The organism is Streptococcus sp. GS001, from assembly GCF_021595565.1.
Taxonomy (GTDB): Bacteria; Bacillota; Bacilli; order Lactobacillales; family Streptococcaceae; genus Streptococcus; species Streptococcus xiaochunlingii.
The window spans coordinates 486,321-500,751 of record NZ_JACSYJ010000002.1; the positions used below are offsets into that span (position 1 = coordinate 486,321).

The 14,431-nt window shown below is 40.5% G+C and carries 14 protein-coding genes; all 14 read left to right on the forward strand.

What is annotated here, in order from left to right; translation table 11 throughout:
* Nucleotides 1-196 precede the first annotated feature (196 nt).
* On the forward strand, nt 197-1,867 hold the full coding sequence (locus H8S88_RS05950; protein ID WP_236128138.1) for a formate--tetrahydrofolate ligase: 1,671 nt from the start codon (nt 197-199) through the stop codon (nt 1,865-1,867).
* Nucleotides 1,868-1,947: 80 nt separating this feature from the next.
* Nucleotides 1,948-2,460, forward strand: coding sequence for a GNAT family N-acetyltransferase (locus H8S88_RS05955; RefSeq protein ID WP_236128139.1), 513 nt, complete (start codon nt 1,948-1,950; stop codon nt 2,458-2,460).
* 359 nt (nt 2,461-2,819) lie between these two features.
* Complete coding sequence (locus H8S88_RS05960; RefSeq protein WP_236128140.1) at nt 2,820-3,830, forward strand: DUF3137 domain-containing protein; 1,011 nt, start codon at nt 2,820-2,822, stop codon at nt 3,828-3,830.
* A 2-nt stretch (nt 3,831-3,832) separates the two neighbouring features.
* On the forward strand, nt 3,833-4,387 hold the full coding sequence (locus H8S88_RS05965; protein ID WP_236128141.1) for a LemA family protein: 555 nt from the start codon (nt 3,833-3,835) through the stop codon (nt 4,385-4,387).
* A gap of 158 nt (nt 4,388-4,545) precedes the next feature.
* A complete protein-coding gene (locus H8S88_RS05970; RefSeq protein ID WP_236128142.1) occupies nt 4,546-5,622 on the forward strand; it encodes an aspartate-semialdehyde dehydrogenase in 1,077 nt (358 codons plus the stop codon).
* Nucleotides 5,623-5,710: 88 nt separating this feature from the next.
* Nucleotides 5,711-6,646, forward strand: coding sequence for a 4-hydroxy-tetrahydrodipicolinate synthase (gene dapA, locus H8S88_RS05975; RefSeq protein WP_048715961.1), 936 nt, complete (start codon nt 5,711-5,713; stop codon nt 6,644-6,646).
* A 71-nt stretch (nt 6,647-6,717) separates the two neighbouring features.
* On the forward strand, nt 6,718-7,056 hold the full coding sequence (locus tag H8S88_RS05980; RefSeq protein ID WP_006597242.1) for an ATP cone domain-containing protein: 339 nt from the start codon (nt 6,718-6,720) through the stop codon (nt 7,054-7,056).
* 114 nt (nt 7,057-7,170) lie between these two features.
* The gene (locus H8S88_RS05985; protein WP_236128143.1) at nt 7,171-8,511 is read left to right on the forward strand and encodes an ATP-binding cassette domain-containing protein; all 1,341 of its coding nucleotides are present in this window, start codon (nt 7,171-7,173) and stop codon (nt 8,509-8,511) included.
* The gene (locus tag H8S88_RS05990) at nt 8,501-9,328 is read left to right on the forward strand and encodes an ABC transporter permease (protein ID WP_048788995.1); all 828 of its coding nucleotides are present in this window, start codon (nt 8,501-8,503) and stop codon (nt 9,326-9,328) included. Before H8S88_RS05985 ends, H8S88_RS05990 begins: the two co-directional genes overlap by 11 nt.
* Nucleotides 9,329-9,346: 18 nt before the next feature.
* Nucleotides 9,347-10,777, forward strand: coding sequence for a zinc-ribbon domain-containing protein (locus tag H8S88_RS05995; protein ID WP_236128144.1), 1,431 nt, complete (start codon nt 9,347-9,349; stop codon nt 10,775-10,777).
* A 110-nt stretch (nt 10,778-10,887) separates the two neighbouring features.
* The gene (ylqF, locus tag H8S88_RS06000; protein WP_236128145.1) at nt 10,888-11,739 is read left to right on the forward strand and encodes a ribosome biogenesis GTPase YlqF; all 852 of its coding nucleotides are present in this window, start codon (nt 10,888-10,890) and stop codon (nt 11,737-11,739) included.
* The gene (locus tag H8S88_RS06005) at nt 11,726-12,496 is read left to right on the forward strand and encodes a ribonuclease HII (RefSeq protein ID WP_236128146.1); all 771 of its coding nucleotides are present in this window, start codon (nt 11,726-11,728) and stop codon (nt 12,494-12,496) included. The genes ylqF and H8S88_RS06005 overlap by 14 nt, the downstream gene beginning before the upstream one ends.
* Before the next feature lie 11 nt (nt 12,497-12,507).
* On the forward strand, nt 12,508-13,434 hold the full coding sequence (locus tag H8S88_RS06010; RefSeq protein ID WP_236128147.1) for an ROK family protein: 927 nt from the start codon (nt 12,508-12,510) through the stop codon (nt 13,432-13,434).
* A 76-nt stretch (nt 13,435-13,510) separates the two neighbouring features.
* A complete protein-coding gene (gene dprA / locus H8S88_RS06015; RefSeq protein WP_236128148.1) occupies nt 13,511-14,353 on the forward strand; it encodes a DNA-processing protein DprA in 843 nt (280 codons plus the stop codon).
* Nucleotides 14,354-14,431 lie beyond the last annotated feature (78 nt).

Sequence of the window (14,431 nt, forward strand, 5' to 3'; positions counted from 1 at the left end):
GATGCAAAGGCGGTAGACTAGACGATGAAGGGACTCATAGTTATTTCATATAGAAGGGTATAAGAAATTAGAATGAAGGCTGATAAGGTCCATTTTAAAGGCAAAATCCGAACGAATAAAAAAAGTTTGACATTTAAAATATATATCCTCGCAAAATTTCTGTATAATAGGATTATAAAATAGTGAGGAGATTCAGATGAAGACAGATATCGAGATTGCACAAAGTATTGAATTGAAACCAATCACAGATGTGGTAGAGAAATTGGGGATTCAGTTCGATGACTTAGAACTCTATGGAAAGTACAAGGCGAAATTAACCTTTGATAAGATCCAAGCGGTTCAGAAGGAAGAGCCAGGAAAACTTATCTTGGTGACAGCTATTAATCCGACTCCAGCAGGTGAAGGGAAGTCTACCATCACCATTGGTTTGGCAGATGCTTTAAATAAAATTGGGAAACAAACCATGATTGCCATTCGTGAACCTTCCTTAGGTCCAGTAATGGGGATTAAAGGGGGAGCAGCAGGTGGAGGCTATGCCCAAGTTCTCCCTATGGAGGATATCAACCTTCATTTCACGGGTGACATGCATGCCATTACGACAGCCAACAATGCTCTTTCAGCTTTAATCGACAATCATTTGCATCAAGGAAATGAGCTAGGCATCGACCAACGTCGGATTATCTGGAAACGAGTAGTGGACCTGAATGACCGTGCTTTGCGTCATGTTTCTGTCGGTCTCGGTGGCCCTCTCAATGGGATTCCTCGTGAAGATGGGTTTGATATCACTGTTGCTTCTGAGATTATGGCCATCCTTTGCTTGGCGACAGATATTGAAGACTTGAAAGGCCGTTTGGCTAATATTGTGATCGGGTACAGCTATGATCGTAGTCCAGTTTATGTCCGTGATTTAGAAGTAGAAGGGGCGCTTGCCTTAATCCTGAAAGATGCGATCAAGCCAAACCTGGTCCAAACCATCTATGGAACTCCAGCCTTTGTTCATGGGGGACCTTTTGCTAATATTGCCCATGGATGTAACTCTGTTTTAGCTACCTCAACCGCTCTTCGTTTAGCCGATTACGTGGTGACTGAAGCAGGTTTTGGGGCGGATTTGGGAGCTGAAAAATTCTTGGATATCAAAACGCCAAATCTTCCTGTTAGCCCATCTGCAGTGGTGATTGTTGCAACGATCCGTGCTTTGAAGATGAATGGTGGAGTTGCCAAAGATGCTCTTTCTGAAGAAAATGTAGAAGCTGTTCGTTCAGGTTTTGCGAACTTGGAGCGCCACGTAGAAAATATGCGTAAGTTCGGAGTTCCTGTAGTAGTAGCTATTAATGAATTTGTCACAGATACAGAAGCTGAAATTGCAGCTCTGAAAGAACTCTGTGCTTCTATTCAAGTTCCTGTTGAATTGGCGAGCGTTTGGGCTGATGGTGCTGACGGAGGGTTGGCCCTAGCAGAAACAGTAGTGGAGACACTTGAAACAAGTCCAGCCAACTACTCTCGTCTTTATGATAATGACCTTTCTGTTGAAGAAAAGATCACTAAGATTGCCCAAGAAATTTACCGTGCTGACAATGTTGTCTTTGAGAAAAAAGCCAAAACACAGATTGCTCAAATCGTGAAAAATGGCTGGGACAAGTTACCAGTTTGTATGGCCAAGACCCAATATAGTTTTTCAGATGATCCAAGTCTCCTCGGGGCGCCGTCTGGTTTTGACATTACCATTCGCGAACTGGTACCTAAGACTGGCGCAGGCTTCGTTGTCGCTTTGACAGGTGAAGTGATGACCATGCCTGGATTACCAAAACGTCCTGCTGCTTTGAACATGGATGTAGCAGAAGATGGTACTGCTTTAGGCTTGTTCTAACAAACATATATAGAGGTTGGCGGACAACCTCTATTTTTGTGCTTTTGGGGTATAATAGAGAAATAGAAAGCGAGAAGACCATGTTGAAGATAAGACCAGTCACTCTTAAAGATGCTCCTGAACTTGTCAGGATTTATGCTCCTTATGTTGAGAAAACAGCCATTACTTTTGAATACCAGATTCCGACAATTGAGGAATTTGAAGGGCGTATCGAAAAGATCCTTCAACGTTTTCCCTATTTAGTAGCTGAAGAAGACGGCCAAGTCCTTGCTTATGCCTATGCGTCGACCTATTATGATCGATCAGCATATGATTGGGCGGTGGAAATATCCGTCTATGTAGATCAAGATCATCGTGGGCAAGGACTGGGTTCTCGTTTGTATGAGGCGTTAGAGTCGGAGTTGGAGGCACGTGGTTATTTACGTTTCTTAGCTTGCATCGCTCTGCCAAATCCAGCTAGCATTGCCCTCCATGAGAAAAGAGGCTATGTGAAAGTTGCTCATTTTCCTAAAATTGGCTATAAATTTGACCAATGGCATGATATTGTCTGGATGCAAAAGACCATCGAAGGGCTTGTAAAGCCCCTAATGTAAAAAATAGAAGGAGCTTAGCTCTGCTCAATTTCTTTTAAGTTATTTAAAAGGAAGTCTAGAACGAGCCTCTTGACAGCTCATGTGATTTCATGGTAGACTAGCTTCATGCGATGAGTCGATTGGCTCTTAGGAGCCTTTTGCGCTGAGGAGGTCTACATTCAATTGTAACGCAGGAGCGGACCTTGAACAGTTGTGTGAACCGGCTGTTCTCATCGAAAGATGCCTCGATCCCTTACCGTTTGGTAGGGGATTTTTTTTGTAAAAATTCATTGTAAGCAAATACATAAATTTGTTTGCCTCTTATGACTACCGGTGATATAATGATGTAAATAAATGGATTCATTTGTGTTTGAAAGGAGATGGTTATAGTGTATGATCAAAACAGTCCAAACAACAAGTGGTCACAAGAAACGTTTCAACGTATCAGTGAACTGGAAAAATTAGAACAATATCAGGCTAAGTTGCTCATTATGAAGGAACAAATGAAGAATAATATTCATTGGAGAAACGCCACTATTCTTGGTGGTATTCTAGCTTTTCTCTCCTTCCAACTTGTTAGATGGCGAGCAGCGATTGTTATCATTCTTCTTGTAGTGGTGTTTTATTATTTACCAGCATACAAAAAACGAAAAGCCTTATTCGGAGATCAGGTTCGATCCAATGAAGAGATTTATATTACAGATTTTCTTTGTCCCATCCTGAAAGAAGTTTTTCCTCAAGCGGAGCTAACTCTGACAGCTGACTACCCAATGAATGTCCTGCAGGTCATTAGTCCGAGATCGACTAAGTTTGATCTCTTTCATCAATTGTCTTTCCATGATGAAAAGAATCTCGTAGTAGCCAATCTCTATGCTTATCATATTGAGACGCGAACAAAGAGAGACTCTAGTGGGGAAACTCATACGGTCAGAGAAGAAGTTGAAGATTTTGCTGGTCAGATTTTTTCTTTAAAAGCTCCTATCTCATTTCCAGGGCACTTGAGAGTTGTTCCAACCAAGAAATCTTTGTTTTTAAAAAGAGAACTAAAAGGTGCCTATCCGGGTGCTGGACCTAATGAAGTCCAAATTGAAACAGAAGATATCCAAAACAATGAAAATTACAATATCTATTGTACAGATGAACTGGCTGCTCGAAAATTCTTAAAACCCAAGATACTAGAATGGTTTGATCAGCAAATTTCTCAAAATGCTATGTGTGTGTATTTAGTACAAGATACACTCTATATTTCCTTATATACTAACCGCTACCTTTTCCCAACACCGAATAGAAAAGATGCAATCGAAAGTCTTTCGATTGCTGCAGAGTATCAAAAACTCTGTAGGGTGATTGATCTCATTGATGAATTAACCAATATATTTAAAGGAGAATAACTATGTTAGGATTATTTATTGCCATTGTCGTTTTTGCTCTTGTCATTGTTATGTGGTTTATCGGTGAAAGCAATCGCTTGAATCGTTATCAGGTCATGATTGAAGAAGCAAAGAGAACGGTTGATATTATTCTTGTAAAACGCTACGATACCATTTCTGAAATGTTGAAGGCAGCTAAGGCCTACGCCAAACATGAAGAGAAAGTCTTTACCGAATTAGTAGCCCTTCGTCAAGGTGCCTCTATCCAAGAATCCAACCAAGTTATTGCCAATCAAAATGATGTCTTGGCACAAATTCGTGCGGTCGGTGAAAACTATCCAGATCTCTTATCTTCTAACCAATTCTTGGCCTTGCAAAAAGAAATTGCAGACGAAAATGAAGATTTGGCAGCTTCTAAACGTATTGTTAATAGTAATATTAGCCAAATCAACCAAGCAATAGTAACCTTCCCAACTTCACTAGTGGCGGGTATCAAAGGGATGCAACAGGTGCAGTTTTTATTGGAAGATACTCAAGGCAAGAAGGATTTGAGTGATTTGGATTATGAAATCCATTAATTTTTAATAAAAGCTATTCTATATCTAGAAACTATCCCGGTCTTAGATCGGGATTATTTTGTTTTTATAAGTGTAAAATACACTTTTCATTTGTTAGGAAAAATAGTATAATAGATAAAATTCACAAATTTTTAGAAAATTCCGAAAGAGGTTTTATTATGGGATATACAGTTGCTGTTGTCGGTGCTACAGGTGCCGTTGGTGCACAAATGATCAAAATGTTGGAAGAATCAAGTCTTCCAATCGATAAGATTCGCTATCTAGCATCTGCGCGTTCAGCAGGGAAAGTCTTGCAATTCAAAGGGCAAGACGTGACCATTGAAGAAACAACTGAAGAGGCTTTTGCAGGAGTAGATATCGCTCTCTTCTCGGCTGGAGGATCAACTTCAGCTAAATATGCACCATATGCTGTTAAAGCAGGAGCAGTAGTTGTTGATAATACATCTTACTTCCGTCAAAACCCGGATGTGCCACTGGTTGTTCCTGAAGTAAATGCTCACGCGCTAGATACTCACAATGGTATTATTGCCTGCCCTAACTGTTCGACGATTCAAATGATGGTAGCTCTTGAACCAGTTCGTCAAAAATGGGGCTTGGACCGTATCATCGTTTCAACTTATCAAGCTGTTTCAGGTGCTGGTATGGGAGCCATTCTGGAAACTCAACGTGAATTGCGTGAAGTATTGAATGACGGAGTGGATCCACGTGATTTACATGCGGAAATCTTGCCATCAGGTGGCGATAAGAAACATTACCCAATCGCCTTTAACGCCCTTCCTCAAATTGACGTCTTCACTGATAATGACTACACATATGAAGAAATGAAGATGACCAATGAAACAAAGAAAATCATGGAAGACGATAGCATCGCTGTCTCAGCAACATGTGTACGTATTCCAGTTTTGTCAGCTCACTCTGAGTCTGTTTATATTGAAACAAAAGAAGTGGCTCCAATCGATGAAGTCAAAGCTGCGATTGCTGCCTTTCCAGGTGCAGTTCTTGAAGACGATGTGGTTCACCAAATCTATCCACAAGCTATCAATGCGGTTGGTTCTCGCGATACCTTTGTTGGTCGTATTCGTAAAGACTTGGATGCTGAAAAAGGGATTCATATGTGGGTGGTATCTGATAACCTTCTCAAGGGTGCTGCTTGGAACTCAGTTCAAATTGCAGAAACCCTTCATGAACGTGGTCTAGTACACCCAACAGCCGAATTGAAGTTTGAGTTGAAATGATTCATTAACTAAATAAAGTGTATAGGGGACAGCTATCAACTTTTGGTGCTGTCCCTCTTCCCTATGGTTGTCTCAAGAAGGAGTATGTATGTCTTATCAAGATTTAAAAAATTGTAGAATGATCACTGCCTTTATCACTCCCTTTCATGAAGATGGTTCGATAAATTTCGAAGCCATTCCTCCACTCATCGAACATCTTTTGGCTCATCACACAGATGGGATTCTTTTAGCTGGTACCACAGCGGAAAGCCCAACTCTAACGCACGATGAAGAATTGGAACTTTTTGCAGCGGTCCAAAAGGTAGTCAACGGACGGGTTCCTTTGATTGCTGGTGTCGGGACCAATGAAACTCGCGACTCGATTGAGTTTGTAAAAGAAGTGGACCAATTTGGTGGTTTTGCTGCCGGATTAGCGATTGTCCCTTATTATAACAAACCTTCTCAAGAAGGTATGTACCAGCATTTTAAGGCTATTGCAGACGCTTCTAACTTGCCAATCATAATCTATAACATCCCTGGGCGCGTGGTTGTCGAAATGACACCAGAAACCATGCTTCGTTTGGCGGAACATCCAAATATCATTGGGGTGAAAGAGTGTACAACCCTTGCCAATATGGCTTATCTAATCGAGCACAAGCCAGAGGAGTTCCTCATTTATACAGGAGAGGATGGAGATGCTTTCCATGCCATGAACCTTGGGGCAGATGGTGTGATTTCAGTAGCTTCCCATACCAATGGGGATGAAATGCACGAAATGTTCCTAGCCATTGAGAATAATGATATTAAAAAAGCGGCGGCCATTCAGCGCCAATTTATCCCGAAAGTCAATGCTCTCTTCTCTTATCCAAGCCCAGCTCCTGTTAAAGCAGTCTTGAACTATATGGGCTTTGAAGCTGGTCCGACTCGTTTGCCATTAGTGCCAGCTCCTGCTGAGGAAGCGAAGCGCATCATCAAGGTTGTAGTGGATGGGGATTACCACGCGACCAAAGAAATCATTACGGGAGTTCTTCGTCCGGATTATTGATGTTTTAGATTCTTGACAAATCCCCTATTTATTTAGATAATAGAAGTATATTGATGATCAAGGAGAATAAGATGGAAGTCATTAAACGTAGTGGTGAAGTTGTAGAATTTGATCCAGATAAAATCTATCAAGCTGTTTTGAAGGCAGCACAAACAGTCTATGTCTTGACCGATGATCTTCGCCAAAACTTGGCGCAAGTGACTAAAAAAGTTGTGATGGATTTGGAAGAAGCGAAAGTGGAACGTGCCACAATCAGTATGATCCAATCAATGGTTGAGCACCGTTTACTTGGTGCTGGTTATATTACCATTGCAGAACACTATATTTCTTATCGTTTGCAACGCGATTTGGAAAGAAGTGGTTATGGAGATCACATCGCTGTTCACTTGCACTTTGAACAAATTCGCTAAGCTAAACCACTAGTTAGTAAATCACTCGTGGAGTAAATACCATAGAGTCTAACCACCCTTCATAGGGTGGTTTTGACTGTCTAGCAATTTATTTTTCTTGAAAGGGCTATATTTATGCAGAATCCAACCATCTTTACCTACCTTAATAGGGATTTCTCTGCTATTCCACTTTTTGATGGCTTAAGCGTTGATGGTATATCTCAAGGGAGTCAGGCAGATTTGCATCTGGCTGATGATTATCAGTCCCCTTCTATTGCTGTCTTCCGTTTTCTTGATGATCAATGGTTTCTTGATTGTTTGTCTGGGATGATTGAGGTGGATGGTGTGATCTATCAGAAAAATCAACGTGCTCTATTAAATCATCGTTCCATTATCCACCTTTGTGATGCTGACGGCCATGTTTTTCGCTCAAAATTCATCATTGTAGAAATGCAATCCCTAGAATGGAAGACCATTGAAAAAGATGCATTTCCGGTGGATTTGTCCTCGCTTGCTAGGATTGATTGTGTAGTTTTATCAAATCAGTTGGTTGTCAGACTAGGAGATCAGATCATTTACCAAGATCTTCAGTCAGCAGCTGCAGATCCATCTGTTTCAACTAGAGAGTGCCAGGACTTTTCTCATTCATCACTGACGATTGCTATTCAAGATGTAACAGTCGGAAATCTCTTAAACCGTAAAACCATTCTTAAGGACATTCAGGTAGAATTTAAACCTAAGGAGATGATACTTATTCTGGGTGGTTCTGGTGCTGGGAAATCAACCTTTATGGAAGCAGTGACAGGACTTGTTTATTCAAATACCAGTGCTTATTTTAATGGAGTGGATTTATTAAGTGATGGGAAGAAACAAGGGGTGATCACCCTCGCTCCTCAATCTCCGGATGAGCATTACCGAATGGAAGATACGGTCTATAAGAATTTAGAAGATGCAGCCAAACTCTATGGCCCATCTGAATTAGCAGAAAATCCTGAACTTCGAAAAGAAGAAGTCCTATCAGTTCTGAAAAAGTTGGATTTAGAATCGGTAAAAGGATCTAAGTGTTCTTCTCTTTCAGGTGGCCAGAAGAAAAAACTTACAATAGCAATGGAATACATCACGCGCCCTAAGATTCTCTTTATGGATGAGCCGGATTCCGGTGTTGATGGGAGCATGGTCATGGAGGTCATGACCACACTGAGAGAGATTACGGATGAAGGAAAAATCTTATGTGTTATCACACATACACCCGATCGTATTCGTCATCTCTTTGACAAGGTCATGGTGGTTGGAAAGAGTTCGGAAGGATGCGGAAGACTTTGTTACTTTGGATCTGTTGACAATGCGCTAAAAGTCTTTGCGGCTAATAGCTTAGAAGACATCGTCCATAAAATTTCAGGAGCTGAAAATGCAGCTCTTGTTGACCGATATGTGCTATGGTTTGAAAATGAAAGGAGAGGTGTCCATGCTGGATAAGAAGCAAGTCTCGATTTATTTTAGTAAATTCCTTCGACTCCTCATCAACAAAAAATCTCTATTTTTTGTATCAGAAGCGATTCTCCTTCCTTTCATCATTTCGATCGCTTTTAATGCTAATGAAGTTTTTAATAAATACCACATTACCAGAACTTCTTCGATCATGTTTATTTCTGCAGCTCTCTGGATTGGTCTCTTTAACTCAGTGACCAGTATTTGTAATGAGAGAAAAGTCATCAAGTTTGAGTACCAAATTAAAGGCTTGTCCTTACCTTCTTATGTAGCGGCACGTGTATTAACAGAGTTGGTTCTTTGTTTAGCCGAAGCTGTCTTAATGATAGGAACCATTGTTATACTTTATCCACATGCTCAAGGAAATGGAAGTCAGATAGTTCTTTTTGGGGTTACTTTGTTCTTGGTGATTTTTACTTCCGATATGTTGGCCTTATTGATTTCGGCATTTGTCAAAAAATCGTCCCAAGCGATGACAGCCATGCCGCTAGTATTGATGGTTCAACTGCTGTTTTCAAATTTTCTCCAATCTTTGGATGAAAAAATTCCATTTTTAGTGTGGATCTCACATGCAACGATTACGAGATGGGGAACAACGGCCTTCTTTCGGATTGCAAACATGAACAATTTGGTCCCGTCTCAAGGTCATACTGACTGGCAAGTTTATCAAAAAGATGGGGTAGGAACCTATGCTTATGATCTACTTGCGATTCTTGGAAATTGGGGAGTCTTGATTGCTTTTTCAGCTCTATTTATGGTCGCAACTTCCCTAGTATTGACTTCTGTGCGTAAGGACGCTCGATAAAAAATAAGGAGATGATTTATGAAAAACTGTACCAATTGCCAGGCACCCATCAATGCTGGTGATGCCTTTTGTTCTAAATGTGGTGCTAAAGTTCAAGTAGCTGTCAAAGCTGAAACAAAAGCTGTTGCTTTTCAACCAAAGACAGTTCAATTAGGGCCAAGTCCAACTCAAGCCCCAGAACCTAAAAAACCAAAAAGAAACATTAGAGGAATTTTAGCAGGGATTTTTGTCCTTCTTGCTGTCATTGCTGTCGCAAGTTATTTCCTATTGAACCGTGGAAGCAGTGACACCATTAATTTAGAGGATTATGTAAAGCTGGAAATCAAAGGGAATGATGGTGAAGGATTTATTGTTGAGAAGTCAGTTAGTTTAAATAAGGAAAATTTAGACCGGGATATCAAGAAGAAACTTAAAGCGGATCAATCCAAAACGGAGAGTTCAAATTACAATATTGATCAGTTAGTTTCAAAAGTAGAATTTAGCGTTTATAAAGGGGATGAGCTGATAGATGTAAAAGAGCGAAAGAACCTAAACAACCACGATAAAATTACGGTTAAATTACTTTACGATAAAAGTGATCTTGAAAACATGATACCTGGCCTTCACTTTACTGGTACATCTGTAACTCAGGAGGCAGATCTAATCCCGCTTGTAGGTGTTGACCCCTTTCAGGGTTTTTATCCAAAAATCAAGGGCATTTCTCCAAATGGAACTTTATCAAAACCTTCTCAATTTGAAGGAAAAGATGTAGAAATTGTTGCAAAGGAAACCGCTAAATATGGTTTTCCATTTGATTATTATCTGAATGGAAATGAAGTTTCAAGTAATGATCCCATTGCAGTTGGAGATGAAATTGAAATTCGTCTCAATGAAAGTGGTAAGAATGCGTTGAAAGAAAACGGTCAAACTGTTGAGAAAGGAAAAGACAGTATGAAATACAAGGTCACTTTGGCCGATTTTGAGGAAGGGGCTTATGTGACTTCCTTGTCAAAAGTGGATGAGGATACACAAGAAGCCATCTCTAAAAATGTAGAGGATGCAGCAAAGGCTTATGTGGCTGATCGCAATTACAAAGTCCTTCCAAAATTTGAAGGGATGGCTTTTGCGGCAATAAAAGATGGAGTTGACTGGGGAGGTACATTTGATTCCAAAATCCCACAGCTAATCTATGTATACTCTATTACCAATACCTCCTATGGTAAAACAAAAACAAGTTATATTGTAATTTCGAAAATTACAGTTATTGAACAGGTTGAAAATCATGGGAAAGACAATGCTCATGAAAATCCTGGAAAAACTATTCAGACTTTTGAAAAAGATTCTAAGAAGTATGATTTTCAAAACTTTTCTGATCAGAATGATTTGAAGAACTCCTTTACTAGAAATATAGATACTTTTACCTATACAATGGACGATCAATTGAAATCGTTGATTAATTGGACGGAATAGAAAAAATGAAGTTACCTAGGTAGCTTCATTTTTTGTATTCTCATTTGACGCTGAGAATTCAATAAAACATGTTATAATATAAAAGACTGAACTGGAAAGGAATGGAGAACATGGCAACTATTCAATGGTTTCCTGGACACATGTCCAAAGCTAGAAGACAAGTACAAGAAAATATTAAATTTGTGGATTTTGTGACAATTTTGGTGGACGCTCGTTTGCCTCTATCAAGTCAAAATCCCATGTTGACAAAAATTGTTGGTGACAAGCCTAAGTTGATGATTCTGAATAAGGTAGACTTGGCCGATCCTGTCGCTACAAAAGAGTGGCAGGAGTATTTTGAGTCACAAGGAATCAAAACCTTGGCTATCAACTCCAAAGAGCAATCTACGGTTAAGAAGGTTACAGATGCTGCTAAGTCTTTGATGGCCGATAAAATTGCTCGCCAGAAAGAACGGGGGATTCAAATTGAAACCCTTCGGACCATGATTATTGGGATTCCCAACGCTGGGAAATCAACGCTGATGAACCGCTTAGCAGGGAAAAAGATTGCTGTTGTTGGAAATAAACCAGGAGTGACCAAGGGGCAACAGTGGTTGAAAACCAATAAGAACCTCGAAATCTTGGATACCCCAGGGATTCTTTGGCCAAAATTTGAAGATGAAGATGTAGCTCTAAAATTAGCTTTAACGGGTGCCATAAAGGACCAGTTATTGCCAATGGATGAGGTGACTATTTTTGGTCTTGAGTATTTTAAATCCCATTACCCAAAAGAGTTACAAGAACGCTATAAGCAAATGGATTTGGAGCAGGAAGCGCCAGAAATCATCATGGAAATGACTCAACGCTTAGGCTTCCGAGATGATTACGATCGCTTTTACAGCTTGTTCGTCAAGGATGTACGTGATGGTCGTTTGGGTCGCTATTCCCTTGATCGTGTAGGTGAAGTAGATGCCAACGATTAAAGAAATCAAAGAGTGTTTGGCAACGATTGATAGGCTGGATCATCCCTTATTTGAAGAGTTGATCCTTGATGGTCGAGCAGGCGTTCAAGCGGCTATCAGCAAACGAAAACGCGAACTCCAAAAACAAGTGGACGAAGACTTGCGTTTGGAAAAAATGCTAGCCTATGAGAAAGAACTTTATGCTCAAGGGATTCATCTTATTGCAGGTGTGGATGAAGTAGGGAGAGGCCCTTTGGCTGGCCCTGTCGTCGCAGCAGCCGTCATTCTGCCGGAAAATTGTAAGATACCAGGTTTAAACGATAGTAAGAAAATTCCAAAATCGAAGCACTATGCTATTTATCAAGCGGTTTTAGATCAGGCTCTCTCTGTCGGGATTGGGATAAAAGATAATCGGGTCATTGATCAGGTTAATATTTATGAAGCAACCAAATTAGCCATGCTAGAGGCTATTCAAGAATTGGACCCACGACCTCAACACCTCTTGATTGATGCTATGAAATTGGATCTCCCTATTTCTCAGACATCCATCATCAAAGGAGATGCTAATTCTCTGTCTATCGCAGCGGCTTCTATTGTGGCGAAGGTGACACGAGATCAGATGATGGCAGCATATGCCCAAGAGTATCCAGGTTATGATTTTGCTCAGAATGCGGGGTATGGGACAAACAATCATCTTGAGGCCTTGGAAAGACATGGGGTCACCCCTATCCATCGCCGAAGCTTCGAACCCATTAAGTCCATGACGGATGTTGATTAGGAGGGAAGGAAATGCTCTTAGCCTTTGACATTGGCGGAACCTTTATTAAATATGCCTTAGTGGATGAAGCCTATCAGGTGAGTGATTCCTCTAAAGTTCCGACACCAGCTACTATTGAGGAATTCTGGGAAGCTCTTGAGCGCGTGATTTGCTTGTTCCAGAATCGAATCACTGGGATCGCCATCTCTTGTCCGGGTGAAATCAATAGTCGACTGGGATTTGTCTTCAAAGGTGGCCTCATTCCTTATTTAAGGAATATTCCTTTAGCTTCTCGTTTAAATAAGACTTTTCAAGTCCCTGTGACCGTCCTCAACGATGGGGATGCTGCAGGCTTGGCAGAAGCACGAATTGGAAACCTCCAGGATTGTGATTGTGGCGCAACCTTTGTGTTAGGAACTGGGGTAGGCTTAGCCTTGACTTCCAACGGTTCCTTAATTTCCACCTGGAATCTCAAGGATTATCTTCGTTGGCCAAGCTTAGGTGAGAAGCAAGTGACTCCTGAACAAAAGCAATATCAGACCGAGATTTTGAGACATGGGATTTCCAGTTTGGTTCAAAATTTAGGCTCTGCAGTCAATTTTGTTACTAATGCTAGTCGGCTCTTAGAATTGCCTGAAGAAGATGGAGTTCAAGTTTTTGAAGTCCTTGAAGCTGGTCATCATGAGGAATTGCAAGACTTATTTGCTTCTTATTGTCGGGAAATTGCGATCCTAATCTATAACCTTCAGTCTTTGGTTCGGCTTGAAAAAGTGACGATTGGTGGGGGAATTAGTAGTCAACCCCTTCTTTTAGAAAAGATTAACCATCAGTATAAAAGCCTGATGGAGGAAAGTGGGGAGCAACGATTTTCTTTAGTGGAGATTCAAGCAGCTCGTTACCACAACTCAAGTAATCTTTTGGGGGCAGTTTGTCATTTTAACATCTTAGAAAATCATTAAAAAGTTCTATTTTTAGAGCTTTTTTTGTTTTCTTTTACGAATATTATAAATAGATAGTAGAAAATGAGGTTTACAAATGAACAAATATGAACTTTATAAATTAAAGGTTGCTGGCCTGTCAAATTTACAGGTTTTTAACATTGTCAATTACTGGGAAATGAATGGGGAGTGGCCCTCTTTAGAATTAATGGCAAAAATTGCAGGTTGTCGCAATCAAACACTATTTATGGAACGGTATATCCGGATTGATGACAAGGTCTTGAGAGAAGAGTTCAAGGAGTTTGATTCGATTTCTATTATGGATCCGGAATATCCTGAAGAACTTCTCTGGATGCATAACCCACCTGTTTTGTTGTTTTACTCAGGCAATATTGATCTTCTTAAACAGCCGAAGATTGCGGTCGTAGGAAGTCGATCCTGTAGTCGCACAGGGATTCAATCCGTCGAAAAAATCATTAACGAGTTAAATAATGAATTGATTGTGGTGAGCGGATTAGCCAAGGGAATTGATGCTGTGGCCCATTATGCTGCTATTCGAAATGGGGGAAAGACAATTGGAGTGGTTGGGACTGGCTTAGATGTCTTCTATCCTAGATCCAATAAACAATTGCAGAAGTACATGAGTGGGAGTCATTTAGTTTTAACAGAATACGGTCCAGGCCAAGGTCCTCAAAAACATCATTTTCCAGAACGCAATCGGATTATTGCTGGCCTTTCTAGAGCGGTGATTGTGGCTGAAGCGCGGATGCGGTCTGGAAGTCTGATTACCTGCGAGCGTGCTATGGAAGAAGGGCGAGATGTCTTTGCTATTCCTGGTTCAATCTTGGATGGACGTTCAGATGGCTGTCACCACCTCATTCAAGAAGGTGCAAAGCTGGTCACCAGTGGAAAAGATGTCTTAGATGAGTTTGAATTTTAAAATGAGTTTTCCTATAGGAGAACTTCACGGTTGACATCCCGAAAAAAATAGTTTACACTCTATGAGGTTTATTACAAA